13 protein-coding genes are annotated in these 17,711 nt (G+C 68.0%); 10 read left to right on the top strand and 3 right to left on the bottom strand.

Annotated elements, in window-relative coordinates:
- Positions 1-169: 169 nt before the first annotated feature.
- Both BM228_RS22855 and BM228_RS35880 read left to right on the top strand, forming a co-directional pair.
- Complete coding sequence (locus BM228_RS22855) at positions 170-958, top strand: alpha/beta fold hydrolase (RefSeq protein ID WP_092044223.1); 789 nt, start codon at positions 170-172, stop codon at positions 956-958.
- A gap of 642 nt (positions 959-1,600) precedes the next feature.
- Positions 1,601-1,732 (top strand): hypothetical protein, encoded by a 132-nt coding sequence (locus BM228_RS35880; RefSeq protein ID WP_280142347.1) that lies wholly within the window; start codon positions 1,601-1,603, stop codon positions 1,730-1,732.
- Positions 1,733-2,009: 277 nt separating this feature from the next.
- Here BM228_RS35880 and BM228_RS22850 read toward each other — a convergent pair whose 3' ends face one another.
- A complete protein-coding gene (locus BM228_RS22850) occupies positions 2,010-3,764 on the bottom strand; it encodes a DUF3369 domain-containing protein (protein ID WP_092044221.1) in 1,755 nt (584 codons plus the stop codon).
- Positions 3,765-3,897: 133 nt separating this feature from the next.
- On the opposite strand from BM228_RS22850, the gene BM228_RS22845 reads away from it, so the two are divergent.
- The 4 genes from BM228_RS22845 (at position 3,898) to BM228_RS22825 (ending at position 9,401) form a co-directional block, all read left to right on the top strand.
- Positions 3,898-4,677: a response regulator gene (locus BM228_RS22845; RefSeq protein ID WP_092044220.1), complete on the top strand. Its 780-nt coding sequence runs from the start codon at positions 3,898-3,900 to the stop codon at positions 4,675-4,677.
- A 473-nt stretch (positions 4,678-5,150) separates the two neighbouring features.
- A complete protein-coding gene (locus BM228_RS22835; protein WP_244537271.1) occupies positions 5,151-5,327 on the top strand; it encodes a hypothetical protein in 177 nt (58 codons plus the stop codon).
- Positions 5,328-5,442: 115 nt separating this feature from the next.
- On the top strand, positions 5,443-7,782 hold the full coding sequence (locus BM228_RS22830) for a sensor histidine kinase (RefSeq protein WP_092044215.1): 2,340 nt from the start codon (positions 5,443-5,445) through the stop codon (positions 7,780-7,782).
- Positions 7,779-9,401 (top strand): ABC transporter substrate-binding protein, encoded by a 1,623-nt coding sequence (locus BM228_RS22825; RefSeq protein ID WP_092044214.1) that lies wholly within the window; start codon positions 7,779-7,781, stop codon positions 9,399-9,401. The genes BM228_RS22830 and BM228_RS22825 overlap by 4 nt, the downstream gene beginning before the upstream one ends.
- A 21-nt stretch (positions 9,402-9,422) precedes the next feature.
- Here the strand turns inward: BM228_RS22825 and ugpB are convergent, their stop codons facing one another.
- Complete coding sequence (gene ugpB / locus BM228_RS22820) at positions 9,423-10,757, bottom strand: sn-glycerol-3-phosphate ABC transporter substrate-binding protein UgpB (protein ID WP_092044212.1); 1,335 nt, start codon at positions 10,755-10,757, stop codon at positions 9,423-9,425.
- Entirely contained in the window at positions 10,754-13,111 is a 2,358-nt protein-coding gene (locus BM228_RS22815) for a sensor histidine kinase (protein WP_244537270.1), read from the bottom strand. The genes ugpB and BM228_RS22815 overlap by 4 nt, the downstream gene beginning before the upstream one ends.
- A gap of 197 nt (positions 13,112-13,308) precedes the next feature.
- On the opposite strand from BM228_RS22815, the gene BM228_RS22810 reads away from it, so the two are divergent.
- The 4 genes from BM228_RS22810 (at position 13,309) to BM228_RS22795 (ending at position 17,335) form a co-directional block, all read left to right on the top strand.
- Entirely contained in the window at positions 13,309-13,497 is a 189-nt protein-coding gene (locus tag BM228_RS22810; protein ID WP_092044211.1) for a hypothetical protein, read from the top strand.
- Between the two features lie 192 nt (positions 13,498-13,689).
- On the top strand, positions 13,690-14,577 hold the full coding sequence (gene efeO, locus BM228_RS22805) for an iron uptake system protein EfeO (protein ID WP_092044209.1): 888 nt from the start codon (positions 13,690-13,692) through the stop codon (positions 14,575-14,577).
- A 75-nt stretch (positions 14,578-14,652) separates the two neighbouring features.
- Complete coding sequence (gene efeB / locus BM228_RS22800; RefSeq protein ID WP_092044207.1) at positions 14,653-15,897, top strand: iron uptake transporter deferrochelatase/peroxidase subunit; 1,245 nt, start codon at positions 14,653-14,655, stop codon at positions 15,895-15,897.
- Positions 15,898-16,048: 151 nt separating this feature from the next.
- On the top strand, positions 16,049-17,335 hold the full coding sequence (locus tag BM228_RS22795) for a sensor histidine kinase (protein ID WP_244537269.1): 1,287 nt from the start codon (positions 16,049-16,051) through the stop codon (positions 17,333-17,335).
- Positions 17,336-17,711 lie beyond the last annotated feature (376 nt).

The raw sequence follows: 17,711 nt of genomic DNA, 5'->3' as shown, positions 1-17,711 counted from the left end.
AAGCTGCAAAGTACAGTCAGCGCCGCGCAGCTGGCTATCAGACCAGCGACTCGGCCTCGAAGCGTCCGAAATGAGCGGACCGCGAACCTGACCGGCACATCCGGCCTGACGAAACCTGCGACGGACCAATGTTCGGACTGCAGCGCGAACATTGAAGGACAATGCCGTCATGTCCCTACATTCCGAACGCCTCGGCACGGGCCGGCCGCTACTGATGGTCCATGGGCTGGGGGCCAATCTCCGTACCTGGGATCCGCTCTTGTCCGCATTACGCGGCTCGCGCGAACTGATCTTGGTCGACCTGCCGGGACATGGCAGATCGGCCCCGCTCGCGGGCCGGCAGACGGTGGAGGCCTATGCGGACGCCCTCAATGGCTTCGTGCAGTCCCATGGCCTGACGATGGCGGACCTCGTCGGCAGTTCGGTGGGGGGCCGGCTGGTGCTGGAGCTGGCGCGGCGGGGCATCGGTCGGCACTGCGTGGCGCTTGATCCCGGCGGTTTCTGGCGCGGGTGGGAAACGCGTTGGTTACACTGGACGCTCGCGGCATCGATACGCCTGGTTCGGTTGCTACGGCCCTTCCATCCCGGCCTGTCGCGCCACGCCATCACCCGTACGCTGCTGCTGGCACAATTGTCGGCCCGTCCGTGGCTGCTGCCACCGCAGCTCGTCGTAGAGGAGCTGCGGAGCCTGGCGGCCACACCGGTGTTCGATGCGATGCTGCGTGAACTGGCACGCGGGCCGTTGCAGCAGGGTTCGGCAAGGACGCCCGGCCTTGTCACCATAGGCTGGGGCCGCCAAGACCACCTGCTGCTGCCGCGCCAGGCTGCACGCGCCCTGGCAGCCTTCCCGTCGGCCCGGCTGCACTGGTTCGAGAACTGCGGCCACTTCCCGCATTGGGATCAGCCTGTCGAAACGGCGCGCGTGATCCTTGAAACGGTTGGGAAGGATGCGCTTTAAAATAACTTGTCGCACACCCGAGCCCGCGGTCTTCTACGGGTCGGTTACGGAACGCCCGCTTCGGGGCGAAGGGTCAGCGTCCGCTCTTTAACTCCAGCCGAAGTTGCGCGACGGCTGACAAGCGACCGCTTTGGAGAAGCGCAATCAGCAGTCCCGGCGTCTTGGTTGGGTCGTTAGGAGGCCGTCTGCTTTTTCGGCGCCTCTTCTTGGAAGCAGACGGACGGCTTTCGGCGACTCCAATTCACGCCGGAACACCATCGTGCGCAAGACCGGACGTTCGGCTTGGCGCCCATTGCAGCCGATCAGGTGATACCGGCAGCGTGGCGAGAGCGGACATGGGAAACCGATATATGACGGTCCCTGTCCAAAGTTCGGCCGCGACAGTGAACGCCGCCTGGCCGATCAATCACTGCCGATTATCCTGTATCTTCGTCTCAGAACCAAGATATGCGCCGCACCCCTGATCGGCAGAACGGTCGCGCGGGTGTCCTCTGCTCAGGCGCTGGGCCTGCCGGCGCACTTCGCTCGCGTGGAGCGAAAGTCTTGACGCAACAATCGAAGCAATCCGCGCGCAATCCGGCTTAACCATAAGACCGTACCGGGACAGCCGAGCCACGGCTGCCGAAGCGAAGGGGACGAGTGATGGCGACCAAGATGATGACCAAGGGCATGACCACTGTCGATCACATCGTGGCCTGGTCCATGATGGCGGGTTTGGCAGTCGCCCTCGTCCAGTGCGCACAGACGATGGCGCTGCCTGCGCATTTCGTGTGAGGGGTCAAGACTGACACCGACGGCTGACCTGACTGGTTGGGACGATGATGAGGCGCGGCCGCCTCTTGGAAGGGATCGAGCAGCCCGGGACGGCGCCGCGCATGGTCCGTCATAGGCACTCGGTCCTGCGGTGCCCAACCTGCGGGAAGCGAGGTGGCGACAAAGGCCGGAGATGTGGCATCGCAAGTCGGCTGGCCGGCGATTCTCATCCCGAGCATCCAAGCACCATAGGGAATCAAGTCCATGACGGTCAGCCGAAGCTGTTCGTGGGACGAACTCAGATCAGCCCAACAGCCTCGTCCGGGAAGCGGACCGAGAACACGGCGCCTAGTCCGGGGCCGGCGCTCTCGGCAGCCGCGCGGCCCCCGTGCAGCTCGGCAATGCGGCGGACGATCGAGAGCCCGAGGCCCGTAGAGCCTTCGCCGCCGGTGGGTTTCGCCGATAGACGCTGGAAGCGTCCGAAGACCCGGGTCGAATCCTCTGGCGACAGGCCGGGGCCGTGATCGGCGACTGCGCAGACCAGTTCCGGTCCCTGCGGACCGGGCTCGCGACTGACTCGGACCGTGATCGCACCGCCCTCGGGACTGTACTTGATGGCGTTGGAAATGAGGTTGTCGAGCGCCTCCCGCAGGCGCTCGGCATCGCCGCAGAAGAACAGCTCCGCGGGGCCCTCGCAGAGGAGGATTTGTCCTTTAGCATCGGCCAGCGGCCGGTCGGCTTCGCAGACGTCCCGGGCAAGGCTTGCGAGGTCCACCGGTTCGCGACGCAGACTGATGTCGAGGGCGTCGTTCATCGCGTCCGCCATCAGGCTGTCGATCATGGCGGTCAAACCCCTGGCGCTGGTGCGCACATGCGCCACCTGCGCCCGCATCTGCTCCCGGTCACCCTGCAGATCGATCAGGTCGATCAGCATTTCGGCGCGGCCGAGGATCACAGCCAGCGGATTCTTCAGATCGTGCGCGATGGTTCCGAGGATCTCGGTCTTGAGGCTGTTGGCACGGCGCAGATCCGAGCGCTGAAGATCCAGCCGGCGGTTCGCCCGGATCAGCTCGGCGGTGCGCTCGACGACCCGCCGCTCCAGGTCGGCGTTGGTGTGCTGAAGCCGCTCGTAGAGGATGACGTTGTCGAACGCGATTGAGAGCCGGCTCGTGAAGAGCGCGATGAGCGAGCGGTCGGTCTCGGAGAGCTGCCGGTCGGCCTCAATCAACGCGACGATCTCGCTGCCGCTCGCCGTGTGCAGGTACAGGGTTGACCAGTGCTCGCCGAAGCTGTGGCGGCGCTCGGCGAAGGCGCGCTCGACGAGGGGGTGCACCCGCTCATCAAGGGGCCACGCCGGTTCCCGGCCGGCATAATGCCCGTAGCATCCGGAGCCGGCCAGCACGCAGAAGCGCTCCTGCGGCGCTTCGGTCTCGCGCAGGACTAGGATCCCCGCGCAGGCGACATTGAGGAGTGAGGCGACCTGGGTCAGGACGCCCTCGGCCAACCGCTGCATAGACTTGTGATCGAGAAGCATCGGCGCCGCGTCGATGATGATCTCCAGCCCGCGCCGGGTCTCGTCGAGACGCTTGAGCTGCTGATAGGCGCGCAGGGCCGCGGTGAGACTGGTGAACAGCTTGTCGGCGGTGAGCTCGGTCTTGGCCTTGTAGTCGTTGATGTCGTAATCGACGATAATCCGCCGCTCGGGCGCCTGACCGGGTTGGCCGGTTCTCAGGATGATCCGCACGGTCTCCTGCCGGAGGTCGCGCCGGATGTAATCAACGAGTTCGAGGCCGGCATTGTCGGTCTCCATCACCACGTCGAGGAGCACCACCGCCACGTCGGGGCGCTCGGCGAGCAGGATCCGCGCCTCCGCGGCCGATCGGGCGGTAAGTATTTCCAGGCTGCGTCCGTCGAGGGTGTAGCTCGCCAGGGCGTAGCGGGTACCGTCGTGAACCGCCGGATCGTCGTCGATGACGGCGATCACCCACGCACCCGCATTCGGTTGCGCCTCGTCGGCATCGTCCGGGATGAGGGTGAGGATGTCGTCATCCATAGCCATAACCTGAATTGCGGCGGGCGATCCGCGAGTACACTAGCAATCATGGTGAAAACTTGTCACGCTATCGTAAACTGATGCGATTCCTGCATTCATTAGAAGTGAAGCCTATAGTGTGCACGCAGCAGCCATGAGCAGTCCAGATCGGCGCCCAGCCGGCTTCGCCCCCGGTGGCGCGGCGATCCCTTCAATTGCCGTGGTCGATGACGAGGCGGCGACCCGTGAGATGGTCGGGGATTACCTGAAGCTCCACGGCTTTGCGGTCATCTTGTGCGACGGGGGGCGATCGTTGCGAGCTCACCTTGCCGATCGCACCCCGGACCTGATCGTGCTCGACCTCAACATGCCGGAGGAGGATGGGCTCTCCATTGTGCGCGACCTAAAGGCCCGCACTGCGATCCCAATCATCATGCTCACGGCTACGGCGAGCGCGATCGACCGGGTGGTCGGGCTGGAGCTCGGCGCTGACGATTACCTGCCAAAGCCCTGCGAGCTGCGTGAGCTGGTAGCCCGGGCGCGCTCGGTGCTGCGCCGCGTACAGGCCCCAGGCGCCACTGGAGCTCCAGTTTCCCCGGCCGGCCCGAGCCAGGAAGCGGCACGTCGGATCCGCTTCGGAACCAAGTGGCTGGAACTCGATGCGCTACGGCTCAGCGACGACGGCGGTCTAGCTCAGGCGCTGACCCGCTCGGAATTCGACCTGCTGAAGGCCTTCGCCGACAACCCGAAGCGGGCCCTGTCCCGCGAGCGCCTGCTCGACCTCGCCGATGCCCGTGATCCGGACGCTTTCGACCGCGCCATCGATGTCCGCATTAACCGCATCCGCAAGAAGATCGAGCCGGATCCCGGTAACCCCCGCTACATCCGTACGGTGAGGGGACTCGGATACGTGTTCCGACCCGACGGAGACTGAAGATACCTGGCACGCAATGTTGCTTTCCGCTCCGGTAACGTAACATTGGGCATGATGATCTGGCAGAGAAGCAATATTGGCGACACAGAGAGTCCCTATCAGCATGGCAGGATCGAGGGCCGAGAGCGCCCAAAGGACAGGCCATGCGACACGTCATCGGACTCTCGTCGACCGCGGCAGCCCTCGCACTCTGCGTTCTGGCCCATTTCGGTTCGAGTCCCCACGCCGACACCGCGCGGTTCGTCGACTCCGCTGCGGGCAACGGGCGCGCGGCGGCGCGTGACGAAAGGGTCGGCCGTTTCGGGCCGGCATGGCCTTACCCGCCGGCGGCCTGCACTAGCACCGGGGATGCTGCCTCTCGGGCGCCGCGTTGCGTGCGCCTCATCGCGGTCGATGCTGCGCCGCTCCCGCGATGAGGACCAACCGCCATCATGCCTCATTTCAGCGACTCCCTCGGTGCCGAAGATCCAGCAATGCTGTCCCGCTTGCGCATCATGCTGCGCGGCCGGGCCCCTGAGCCGCAGCGTCTGCCAAGCACGGAAGCTCAGTTCGGCGTGCCCGAGCCGCGTGATGCCACGCGTGACCTGAAGGATGCGGCTCTGGCCGGCCCGGACCTGTTGGCCGCCACGAACCGATACCCACTCCGCTGAAGTCGCCTTGAGTCCGTCGGCTGATTCGGCGCAAAGGCGAACCGAAGCCGCGCCCGATTGGACCGCCCGCGGACACGGCCTTAAGTTGTGCCCGACCCCTTATGTCGGGCCGCGGATGCGTGTTGGATCCAAGATCGCACTGGTCGGAGGCGTTCCGATCCTAGCTGCCGGCGCGATCGCGTTGGCCGGCTGGATGCTCCTGGCGCAGGAAGAGCGCGCCCGGGGCGGGGCGGTCCTGGTCGCCGATGTGTACCATGACCTCGCGACCGCACGCGTGGTGCGCGACCAGTACGCTGCCGCCGATGCGCAGGAGAGAGGCGCCTTCGCCGAGCGCTTCGCGCGCCTGACGGCCCGGGCTGAAGCCGGTCTCCACCGACTGACAGGCTTCGCCCGCATCGATGCGCAGCGATCGCGCATCGCCTCAGTGGAGGCTGCCCTCTCTCGCTACCGGGGCCAGATGGATGCGTTCGTCCGGCGCACCCAGGACAATGACGGCCTGATCCGCGAGATGGCGCAGCGGGCCGATACCCTGATCGACCTCACCGATCGGGCGCGCCTGCGGCAGCAGGCTTCGAACACCGATCTTGCCCGCTCTCTCGCCGAGAAGGTTGAGGCCCTGCGCGTCGCCCGCGGCCTCGTCTCCCGCCTCGGAACCCTGCGGGCGCGAATTGCGGAGAGCGCCGTGATCGCCAAGAAGGTTACGGTTTCGGGTGAGACCCGGAACGCGGCCGAAGGCACCGACCAAGCCGTCGCCCCTGCCTTTGGCAGCGAAACTCAGCGTGCACAGGTCCGTTTCCGTGCCGCCAGCCGCGACCTCTCCGAGGCGATGCGGGCCGATGGCCGGGAGGCCGATGCCGACACGCTCGACGAGCTGACCGCCGAGGTCACGGGGCCGATCCCGGGGCTCGGAGGAAAACTGGACGCCTGGATCGAGCGCAACCTGAAGATCGAAACCTCCGGCCAGGAAAGCCTGCACGACGAGGTGGCGCAGTTGCTGGCCTATTCCGTGGAGGCTAACGAGATCGAGCAGGCCACGCAGAACATTGCCATCGGCACGCTCAAGCTCGGGCCGCGGACCGCGGGCGCCCTGCTTCGCCGCGATGCCGCCCTCGCAGAGCGGATGCTCGCCGAAGGCGAGCGCCTCGGCCAAAATGCCGCCGCCCTGCCGATCTCGCCACTGATCCAAGCCGAGATGATCCAGGCCCTCGACGGCTGGCGAAAACGCCTGACCACAACGATCGGGGGCCTACGACGCCAGAACGAGATGATCGTGGCGATGGACGGGCTCGCCGCGGCGATGGTCGAAAGCGCCAAGGCCCTCAACGACGCCTTCGTGGGGGACGCCGACCGCTTCGGCATCTTCATCCAGCGGATCCTACTGACCGGCGCGACCGGCCTGCTGCTGCTCGGTGCCCTGGTGGTGATCTTCGTTGCCCACTCGATCTTGGTTCCGCTGCGCGCCCTCCAGGGCGACATGGTGAAGCTGACTGGCAACCCGACGGGTGCGGCCGTGCGAGGCACGGCGCGCGGCGACGAGTTCGGCGACATCGCCCGGGCAACGGCGGTCTTCGTCTCGGAGATCACGCGGCGGGAGGGCGCCCTGCGCCGGGCCAAGGATCAGGCCGACGTCGCTCTAGTGGAGTTGCGGCGGACGCAGGACAATCTCGTCCGGGCCGAGAAGCTAGCCTCGCTCGGCGAACTGGTTGCGGGCGTCGCCCACGAGATCAACACGCCGCTCGGCATCGCGCTCACCACTGGGACGCTCATGAGCGATGAGGCGCGCGCCTTCCGGACCAGTCTGACAGCCGGCACCCTGTCCCGCTCGCGGCTGAACCACTTCGTCGACCGTGTCGAGGAGGGCGCCGGCCTGCTTTGCACGAACCTGACCCGGGCGGCCGACCTCGTCCAGGGTTTCAAGCAGGTTGCGGTGGACCGCGTCAGTGACGAGATCCGCAGCGTCGCGCTGGAGACCTGGCTCGACGATCTGGTGGCGAGCCTCCGGCCAATGCTGCGCAAGGGCGCGCATAGCCTGGAACGCACCTGCCCGCCGGGCCTCGTGATCGACACGAATCCCGGCGTGCTGGCCCAGATCGTGACGAACCTCGTGGCCAACGCCGTCGTCCACGGCTTCCGGGCGGGCGAGCCCGGCCGGATTGTGGTGCGCGTGTCCGAGTTTGAGGGCGGCCTGATCCGCCTGGAGGTTGCCGACGATGGTCAGGGCATCGCCCCGCAGCACCTCGACCGGATCTTCGATCCCTTCTTCACGACGGCGCGCAGCGCCGGCAGCACGGGGCTCGGCATGCACATCGTCCACAATCTTGTGACGGCAAAGCTCGGCGGCCGGATCACGCTCGTGAGCGAGCCCGGTCGGGGCACTGCGGTGCAGGTCGATTTTCCCGCCAGCCGAGCCGGAACGGTGACCCGCTACGCCCCAACCGCGCTCGGCACGCCGTGAGCGCGGCTCGCCGATACTGCGCCGCCCTGGTGGCCGGCCTGCTCGTCGCCGCGGACCCGGCGGCGGCCCGCACCTTCGTGTTCTGCTCGGAAGGCAGCCCGGAATCCTTCGATCCGGCCCGCGCGACAACGACGACGACAATGAACGTGGCGTGGCAGGTCTACGATACGCTGGTGGAGTTCGCGCCTGGCACCACGACGATCCGGCCGGCGCTCGCCGAATCGTGGACGGTTTCGGAGGACGGCCGGACCTACCTCTTCGCCCTGCGGGACGGAGTGCGCTTCCACCACAATGCCCGCTTCATCCCGAGCCGCACCCTGAACGCCGAGGATGTCGTGTTCTCGTTCACCCGGCAGCTTTCCCCCGGCCAGCCGCTGGGCGGGACACAGGAGTTTACCTACTTCCACGATCTCGGCCTCGCCGAGCTGATTGAAGCCATCGACGCTCCGGACTCGCGCCATATCCGCTTCCGGCTGCGCGAGGCCGACACCACCTTCCTCGCCAACATTGCGCAGGCCTTCGGCGCCATCCTGTCGGCCGAGTACGCGGCGGCGCTCACCGCCGCCGGGGCCGCTGACGACCTCGCCCGGCAGCCGATCGGGACCGGGCCGTTCGCGTTCGAGAGCTACCGGCCGGATCAGGTTCTCCGCTACCGCGCCTTTTCAGAGCACTGGCGCCGCGTGAACGAACCGGCAGGTCCCGGTGAGCGGCCCGACGGGCTGGTGTTCGCCATCACGCCGAACGCGGCGGTGCGGCTGACCAAGCTGCGGGCCGGAGAGTGTCACGCCATGGCCTTCCCGGCGACCGGCGATCTCGACGCAATTCGAGCTGACCCGGAGCTTACGCTCCTGGCGCTCGCCGAACTGAACGTCGCCTATCTCGCGCTCAACACGACGCGCCCGCCCTTCGATGACGTCCGGGTGCGGCGCGCGGTCAACCTCGCTATTGACCGGCAGGCGATCGTCGCGGGCGTCTACGGCGCGGCCGGGATCCTGGCGCAGGGTCCGGTGCCACCGGGGCTCTGGGCGTTCGACCCGGACCTGCCGGCCGTTCCCTTCGACCGCGCCGAGGCCCAGCGGCTGCTGGCCGAGGCCGGGCTGGCGGACGGGTTCGACACCGAACTCTGGTATCCGCCGGTCAGCCGGCCCTACAACCCGGACGGACGGCGGGTGGCCGACATGATCCGGGCCGACCTCGCGCAGGTCGGCATCCGGGCCGAGCTCGTCACGCGCCCGTGGAACGCCTACCGCGCCGCCCTCTATGGCGGCATGCCAAGCCTGATGCTCTACGGCTGGACCAGCGACAACGGCGACCCGGACAACTTCCTGAACGTCCTGCTCGGGTGCAAGGCCGCGCAGCCCGGCGGAGCCAACCTCGCGCGCTGGTGCGATCCGGTTTACGAGCGCCTCGTCGAGGCCGCCCGCCGCACCGGCGACCGCGCCCAGCGCCAGCAGCTGTACCGCAGGGCCCAGGGCCTCGTCCGGGCGGCCATGCCCTGGGTGCCGCTCGCCCACACGCAGGTCCATCTCGCCCTGCGCGGCGAGGTGTTCGGCTTCACGATGGATCCGCTCGGCCGCCACCTGTTCGAGACAGTGCGGTTCCGCCCGCTGCCGCCGTGAGGGCGGTGCCCCGGGACCGGCTCACCGCCGCGTCCGCTGCTGGAAGATCCGCAGCACCGCGTTGCCGCGCGCCACGGCGTCGTCGAGGGCCTGCTGGGGCGGCTTCACGCCGTTCAGGGCCGCCTCGAACTCCTCCGCCCAGAGGTCGCGGATCTGCAGCATGTTGCCGAGCCGCAGGCCGGCCGTGTCGCGCGTCGGCGGCTTCCGGATCAGCTCCTCCACGGCGACCTGGAGCTGGGGATGGCGCGTGTAGAAGCCCTCCGCCAGGGCCTCGGCATAGGCCGCGCGCGTGGTCGGGATGTAGCCGGTGTTGCGGTAGAGCATGGCCTGCTGCGGCCCAGCCATGACGAAGGCCAGGAAGCGGGCGACGCCGCGATACTCCTCCGGCGTCTTGCCCTGCATGACGTACAGGGAGCCCCCGCCGAGGATCGCGTTGTACGGCTCCGGCGTGATGTCTGGATAGTAGGGCATCGGTACGACCGCCCAGTCGAACCGGGCGGCGCTCGCGACCTTGCCGTACAGGCTGGAGGAGGTCAGGAAAACCGCGCAGTCGCCCGTCACGAACCGGCTCTCCCCGCGATTGATCCGGTCGTTGTACTCGAACACGCCCGCCCGGTGCAGATCGACCAGGTTCTGCAGGTGGCGGACCTGCAGCTCTCCGTTGAAGACGAGTTCGGCGTCGTAGCCGTCCAGGCCGTTGGCCCGGGTCGCCACCGGCCTCCCGTGCCAGATGGACAATTGCTCGATATGCACCCAGGTCGGCCATGCCGACGAGAGGGCACAGCGGGCCGGGTCCGCAGCCTTGAGCCGCCGCACGGCCGCGAAGAGGTCCGGCCACGTCGTCGGCAGGCTGTCTGCGTCGAGACCCGCGCGCCGGAACCGGTCCCGGTTGATCCACATCACCGTCGAGGAGACGTTGAAGGGCAGGGACAGCATCTCGCCCTCGGCATTGAGGTAGTTGGTGGCGATGACGGGCAGGAAGTCCGACGGCGACACCGCGAGCCCCGCCTCCCGCAGCACGGTAGCGACGGGCCTGACGGCGCCGACCGCGGCCGCCATGGTCCCGTTGCCGACCTCGAACACCTGCAGAAGGTGCGGAGCCGCTCCCGTCCGATAGGCCGTGATGCCGCTGCTGATCGCCTCCGCGTAGGAGCCCTTGTAGACCGGTACGACCCGGTACTCGGGCTGCGACGCGTTGAAGGTCTCGGCCATCCGGGCCACGAGATCGCCGTTAGGGCCGTCGAGGGCGTGCCAGAACTGGAGTTCGGTCACGGCGGCGGCCGGGATCGGCCGCAGCGCCGCGAGGAGACCTGCGAGCAGAAGCCCCAGGCGGGCGGGCGGGAAACGCCGTCTCATGCCAAGCGCTCCGGAAGCCACAGCCGCAGGACCGTGCCGGCGCTGGGACTACTCTGCAGCTCCACCCGACCCTGGAGACGGTTCACCACGAGGTTGTGGACGATGTGCAGGCCGAGCCCAGTGCCGCCCCGGGCGCGGGCTGTGGTGAAGAACGGGTCGAAGACGCGGCCTAGATCGGCGGCCTCGATGCCGCGCCCGTCGTCGGCGATGGACAGGCCAATTCCGTCCGTGGTGCGAAACCCGGTGATGGTGATGAGGCCGCCCTCGCGATCCTGGAAGCCGTGCTCGATCGCGTTCTTCACGGCATTCGTCACGATCTGCGCCAGGATGCCGGGCAGCGTATCGACGACGATATCGGGCGGGCAGGCGACCGCGATAACGGTCTTGCTCGGCCGTGCGAGCGCTCGCAGGCTCTTGAGCAGCTCGTCGAGCCAAGCCGCGAGGCTCAGGGCGCGCCGATCCTCGATCGCTTGGTCGGCCGCCACCTGCTTGAAGCTGTAGAGGAGATCGGCCGCGCGCATTAGGTTGCTCGTCAGAAGATGCGCGCCCTCCTGCATCCGCCCGGCATAGCCGGTCAGCCGTGAGCGGGAGAGCTGGTTTCCGCCGATTAGGCGCTCGAAGGCGATCGAATCGGACTGGATCTGCGTCGCCGTGGTCAGGGCGATGCCGAGCGGCGTGCTGATCTCGTGCGAGACACCGGCCACCAGCTGGCCGAGCGAGGCGAGCCGCTCGGCCCGGATCAGATCCTCCTGCGCCTGCCGCAGGGTCGTCAGCGCATCGTCGGCCCGCTGGGCGGCGCTCTGCCGGTCGGCCTCCCGACGGCGGATCTGCTCGAGGAACGCGTTCGTGGCGCGGGCGATGTCACCGAGTTCGTCGCCCCGGGTCAGGAGATGGTCGTCGCGGCCGATATCCTCGGGCGTGGGCGCACCGGCCGCGGCCACGATGCTGTTCTGGAGCGCGTGCAGCGGCTGGGTGATCGAGCGCGCCACGGCGGCGGCGGCGCCGATACCGAGGCACAGGGCTCCGATCGCGCCGACGATCAGGACCTGCCGGATGGTGCTCCCGAACTGGTCGGCGTCGTCGATGAAGGCGCGGCTCAGCGTCTGCGCATTCGCGCTCATGGTGCCGGCCCGCCGGTCCATTTCGGCGATGGTGTCGTTCTGCTCGCCCACCTTCCCGATCGTCGCAGCGAGTTGCGTCCGCCACCCGTCGATCGCGCCCGCCATCTCGTCGCGGATGCCGACGGGGATGAGGAGTGTCCGCGAGGTGCCCGAGAGCGTCGCCCCGGCCTCCAGGACCCGGGAGGCCTCGGCGGTGTCCCGCTGCGCCAGGGCCGCGTCCGTCCGCCGGGCTAGGCGTAGGGCCGTGAGGGCGATATCCTGCGCCGACAGCTCGGCCTCATTCGAGAGGACCGAGTGGCGAATGAGGCTCGCAAGCTCCTCGGACAGCTGCCTCTGCCGGGCGGCATTCACCCGCACCAAGTGATCGCACCACTCGACCAGCACGCGGCCCGCCTGCGTGGCGCGGGTGAGTTCGAACCCCTCCGAGAGCACGCGGTTCAGGTCATCCTCGGTCCGGCTCCTGTCGCGGTAGGCCCGGAGCAGCTCCTGCACCCGGTCCGCGGCGCCGGCCTCACCGTCGGCGCGCAGGACCCCGTGCACCCGCTCGCCGACCGTTTCGAGCTGACGCAGATCGACGGCGAGTTCCTCGAACTCCACCGGGAAGACCGGACGGCCGACCCGCGCCCGATTCAGCTCCGCCGTCCCGATCGCCTCCCGCAACTCGCGAAGCGCGGTGACGACCGCCTGATTTCGCTCGAGTTCGACATCCCTGTCGGCCAGCACGGCGATCAGAAGCGCATTGTCCTCCTGCTGGCGACGCCGGGCCACGTCCGTGAGGGCGACCAAAGCGTCCGCCCGGCGCGCCATGTCGAGGATGGTCTCGCTCGCCGTCCGCTCCGAGCGGACGAGGGACCGCATCCGCGTCACCTGGGCGTTCAGGTCCTGCGCCACGGTCGTCACGAGAGCGGATTGCCCGCGCGTCCGCGCCAGCCCCGCCAGCCGGTCGAGCTGAGCCGTCGCAATTGCCGCGCGCTCGCCGAAGGCACCCTCCGCCTCCTCGCGCCGTCTGACGTTGCTGCTGACGGCGTTCACCCGCGCTTGGTTCATCGCGGACAGCGTCTGCACCGTCTCGGTCGCGACCACGGCACCGGCCCGGGCGCGCTCGGCTTCGTGGAGCAGGAAGCCCGCCCCCAGCGCGATTAGGGCGGCCACGAGAATCGGGATGGCGCCGACGACTAGAACCCGGCGCGCGATGCCGGACCTGCCGAGACCCCTGGCTATCGTCAACCGCACCGTGCCCCGCCTCCCGCAACCCGCTATCCGTCCCTAGTGCGCCACACCCGCGCAATGACCCTATTCGGTATCATCGCATCGGTGCGATGACCTCCGGAGTGCTTCGAAGCAACATGGGACGCAATGTTCTCGCATCATGAAATCTGTACAAACCGCCTCGCACAACGGTCCTCGAAGGCCGGTCAAGGGGAAACACAATGCTCGATGTCATCGCCTGTCTGCTGCTCTCGGCCGGAATCATGGTCGGGACCACATACCTGCCCGTCCCCTCTGAGGCGGTCGGCAATTCGTCGACCGGCCTGCGGACCAGCCTCGCCGACGCCCCCACCTGCCCCGCTAAGCCCGTCCAGGCCACCGGTGCCCACGCGCAGAACTGCCTGGGCTGACCGACGATGGATGCCTTGCCGCTGTTCCTTATCGTCGGAGGGAATGTAATACTCGCCATCGTGATTCCGTTTCTCGTCTGATGGCGCGAAGGTCACGGCCTGCCGGGGGGCAGGTCTTCGAGGGGGTCCCACCGGAAACGGGGGATCCTGATATGCGCCACGCTCCGCGAAAAGGTCCGCTCCCCGCCGCTCATGCCCGAGATATCACACCGCGACAGGGACCGGTGCTGCGTAGCCGGGATCGGCGTTGCGCTTCTGCTCAGCCTCGGTGACGTTCGGCCGGCTGGCGCCCTCGACGCGCCTGCGAGCACGCGGATCGCACGAGCTGCCCGCCCGATCGCGCTCGACCTTGCCGCCGCGCTCGCGGCCTACAAGACCTACGTCGTGGGCCAGGCCGACGCCTTCGTGCGGGAGACCGCCCGCTTCGTGGCGGCCATCCAGGGCGGGCGGGTGGCCGAAGCCCGCGGCCTCTACGCGCCGGCCCGCGCGCCGTACGAGCGGATCGAGCCGCTGGCGGCCCTGTTCCCGGACCTGATCAAACGCCTCGACGTCCGGAGCGACGAGTTCGAGCTGCGCGAGCGCGACCCCGCCTTCGTCGGGTTCCACCGGCTGGAATTCGCACTGTTTGCGTTGGGCACCACGGAGGGGATGGGCGAGTTCGCCGAACGCCTTGCCGCCGAGACGGTGATCCTGCGCGACCGCATGACCGCTGTGGCGATCCCGCCCGCCAAGGCGGTCGGCGCCGCCTCGGCCCTGATCGAAGGCATCGCCTCGACCAAGATCAGCGGCGAGGAGGAGCGCTACAGCCGCACCGACTTATGGGATTTCCAGGCCAATATCGAGGGCTCGAAAGTCGTGTTCGTGCTCCTACGCCCCCTGCTCGACGACCACGCGTTCGTGGCGCGGGTCGAGCGCAGCTACAAGCGAATCGAGGATCTGCTCGCCCGCTACCGCGCCCCGGACGGCGGCTTCCAGAGTTACGACAACCTCACGGCCCGGGATCGGAACGCCCTCAAGGGGCCGATCACCCTGCTCGCCGAGGATCTGTCGACCCTGCGCGGCCGGCTGAACATCGATTGATCTCATGGCCAAGGCGCCGTCCTGAAGCCTTGGTTCCCGGTAACAAGACTGGACTTCATCAGACTTCGTCGAGCGATGACAGACCTTTCATTCCCTAACCTGACGCGCCGCCATCTGCTCGGCGGCCTCGGCGCAACCGCCTTCGCCGGGCGCGCCCACGCCGAAGATGAGACCCCCACTGCGGCGACGGCGGGGACGCTCGCCGTGCAGCCGTTTCACGGGCCGCATCAGGCGGGCATCATCACCCCCCAGCCGGCCGCCGCGCTCTACGTCGCCTTCGACGTGCTGGCCGAGCGGCGCGCGGACCTCGCCCCGCTGATGCGGACGCTGACCGAACGTCTCGCCTTCCTGACGCGGGGCGGCGCGGTCCCGGAGACGCACCCCCAATTGCCGCCGCGCGATTCCGGCATCCTCGGACCGACAGTTCTCTCCGACAACCTCACCGCCACCGTCTCGGTCGGCGCCAGCCTGTTTGATTACCGCTTCGGTCTCGCGCGCGCGCGTCCGCGGCATCTCGGGCCGATGGAGCGCTTCTCGAACGACGCCCTCGACCCGGCCCAGTGCCACGGCGATCTGCTGATTCAGTTCTGCTCGAACACCGCCGAGACCAACATCCATGCGTTGCGCGACGTCATCAAGGCCACGCCCGGTCTCCTGGCGCCGCGCTGGAAGGTGGAGGGCTTCCTGCCGCCCCACGTGGTGAAGACCATGGGCGCCGACACGGTGCGCAACATGCTGGGCTTCAAGGATGGGACCGCCAACCTCGATGCACGCGATCCCCGGGTGATGGACCGCTACGTCTGGGTCGGACAGAACCACGGCGAACCCGCGTGGGCGGTCGGGGGCAGCTATCAAGTCGTGCGCATCATCCGCACCCTGGTGGAGCGGTGGGACCGGACGCCGCTCGGCGAGCAGGAGGCGATCATCGGCCGGCACAAGGGCAGCGGCGCGCCGCTCCGCCAGAGCCATGAGCGCGATACGCCCGATTATGCCGCCGATCCGAATGGCGAGGCCGTCTCGCTCGCCGCACATATCCGCCTCGCCAACCCGCGCCTGCCCGGCACGGAGGACAACCTGATCCTGCGCCGCAGCTACAACTATTCCCGGGGGATCACCGCTGCCGGGCAGCTCGACATGGGTCTGCTGTTCGTCTGCTATCAAGCCGATCTCACCGCCGGCTTCATCACCGTGCAGAACCGCCTCTCAGGCGAGGGGCTGGAGGAGTACATCCGGCCGATCGGCGGCGGTTACTTCTTCGCCCTGCCGGGTGTGGCGGATCCCGAAAACACCCTCGGCGAGGGCCTGCTCGCCGCGACGTGAACCGTTCGGGCCGCTTTTGCAGGCTCCATCTTCCGGCTCGCGTGCTGTAACAACACCTTGAAGTTAGGCCCGATTGCGACGCGACCGGGCTCGGCCTTGCGCGCAGACGTCCGGCGGAGTTTCGTCCAACCCAGAGTCTTCGGTCCTCCAGATGTCGTCCACCTCCCCGCCTCAGCAGCCGCGCGACACCGAAGAGTCGGCCGCCAGCGAGCCCGACCTTGTGGCGCTCCGGCAAGAGGTGGCGCGGCTGCGCGAGATCCTCGATCTCAATTCGGACTGGATCTGGGAAGTCGATGCCGTTGGCCGGTACACCTACGTCTCGGGCCATTGCCTCACCCTCCTCGGCTACGGTCCGGAGGACATGCTGGGCCGCACGCCCTTCGACTTCATGCCCGACGACGAGGCCGCACGGGTCGGGGCAGCCTTCGCAGACATCGTGGCGCAGAAGCGCGCCTTCTCGCATCTCCTGAACCGCAATCGCTGCCGCGACGGGCGGATCCTGGTCCTGGAAACCAGCGGCATCCCGCTCCTCGACGCAGGCGGAAATCTCACCGGCTACCGTGGAATCGACCGGGACGTCACCGAGCGCGAGGCGGCGGCCTCGCGCCTGCGCTTCAGCGAGGAGGGCTGGCGGGCGGCCGCCCAGCGGGCCGACGAGGCTTTGAGCGTGTTGCGTCAGACGCAAGACGACCTGATCCGCGCGGAGAAGCTCGCCTCACTCGGCGAACTCGTCGCCGGGGTCTCGCACGAAATCAGTACGCCGCTGGGCATCGCCCTAACGACCTCGACGCAGGTCGAGGCCGATTCTCGGACCTTCGAGCGTCTGGTCGACGAGAATCAGCTCTCGCGCTCGCGCCTGCTGCACTACGCCAGCCGAATGCGGGAGGGGGCCCATCTCCTGACCACGAACCTGCGCCGGGCCTCCGACCTGCTCTACAGCTTCAAGCAGGTCGCATCGGACCAAGTGCTGGAGGAGCGGCGCGAGATCGATCTCGGCGCCTGGATCGAGGAGTTGCTCAAGAGCCTGCGCGCCCTGGCCCGGCCCGGCCGCCACGCGATCATTGCGTCTTGTCCGGAGGGCACGATCCTCGACACATATCCCGGCCTCCTCGCCCAAATCCTTGCCAACGCGATCAAGAACGCGATCGACCACGGCCTGCGTGAGCGGCAGCATGGCCGCATCACGATCACCGTGACGCCGGGGGCTACCCATCTCACCATCGACGTCGCCGACGACGGGATCGGCATCTCCGCCGACCATCTCGGCCGCGTGTTCGATCCCTTCTTCACCACGGCCCGGGCCCGCGGCGGCACGGGCCTTGGGCTCCATATCGTCCACAACCTCGTGGTGAACCGGCTGGCGGGCAACGTGACGCTCCAAAGCGGCATTGGGGAGGGTACGTGCCTCCGTCTTCACTTCCCGCGTCACCTCGCGTGATGCAAGTGCAGAAATTATAGTCGGAGTGCCGCTTGATCGATTACGGCTAAGCTCGGCGGCGTGGAGGATAACAAGCCATTGCGTGTTATCGGCCTTATCCGGCGCCCCAAAAGCAGGCCGGCGCCCTTCGACTTGCTCCGGTGGCTGCCGATGATCCTACTGACACTTGAGTAGAGCGGGTTTGCAACCGTCCGCTTCCCTAGGGCTGCTCCTTGAGAACGGGCCTTCCGCTTACGGCCAGCTCCAGCCACGTGAGCGGGCGCCTTCGAACGGCTGGGTTGGGTGGAGGCTGTGTGAGAACGCGGTGTGGTGTGTCGGCGCGGAGCGGCGATGACGCGCGCGGGACTGCGGTCCCTCACGCCCGCAGGGCGGTGAG

Origin of the sequence: Methylobacterium pseudosasicola (genome assembly GCF_900114535.1) — a bacterium.
GTDB lineage: Bacteria > Pseudomonadota > Alphaproteobacteria > Rhizobiales > Beijerinckiaceae > Methylobacterium > Methylobacterium pseudosasicola.
Note: the sequence above shows the minus strand (reverse complement) of the source record. Positions and strands in the feature narration are given on the sequence as shown.

Bases quoted from the DNA above. Each gene is read 5' to 3' on its own strand.
- efeO (WP_092044209.1), top strand. From the start codon at position 13,690: ATGCCCGAGATATCACACCGCGACAGGGACCGGTGCTGCGTAGCCGGG.
- BM228_RS22855 (WP_092044223.1), top strand. From the start codon at position 170: ATGTCCCTACATTCCGAACGCCTCGGCACGGGCCGGCCGCTACTGATG.
- BM228_RS22795 (WP_244537269.1), top strand. From the start codon at position 16,049: ATGTCGTCCACCTCCCCGCCTCAGCAGCCGCGCGACACCGAAGAGTCG.
- BM228_RS22850 (WP_092044221.1), bottom strand. From the start codon at position 3,764: ATGGATGACGACATCCTCACCCTCATCCCGGACGATGCCGACGAGGCG.
- BM228_RS22830 (WP_092044215.1), top strand. From the start codon at position 5,443: ATGCGTGTTGGATCCAAGATCGCACTGGTCGGAGGCGTTCCGATCCTA.
- BM228_RS22845 (WP_092044220.1), top strand. From the start codon at position 3,898: ATGAGCAGTCCAGATCGGCGCCCAGCCGGCTTCGCCCCCGGTGGCGCG.
- BM228_RS22835 (WP_244537271.1), top strand. From the start codon at position 5,151: ATGCTGTCCCGCTTGCGCATCATGCTGCGCGGCCGGGCCCCTGAGCCG.
- BM228_RS35880 (WP_280142347.1), top strand. From the start codon at position 1,601: ATGGCGACCAAGATGATGACCAAGGGCATGACCACTGTCGATCACATC.
- ugpB (WP_092044212.1), bottom strand. From the start codon at position 10,757: ATGAGACGGCGTTTCCCGCCCGCCCGCCTGGGGCTTCTGCTCGCAGGT.
- efeB (WP_092044207.1), top strand. From the start codon at position 14,653: ATGACAGACCTTTCATTCCCTAACCTGACGCGCCGCCATCTGCTCGGC.
- BM228_RS22810 (WP_092044211.1), top strand. From the start codon at position 13,309: ATGCTCGATGTCATCGCCTGTCTGCTGCTCTCGGCCGGAATCATGGTC.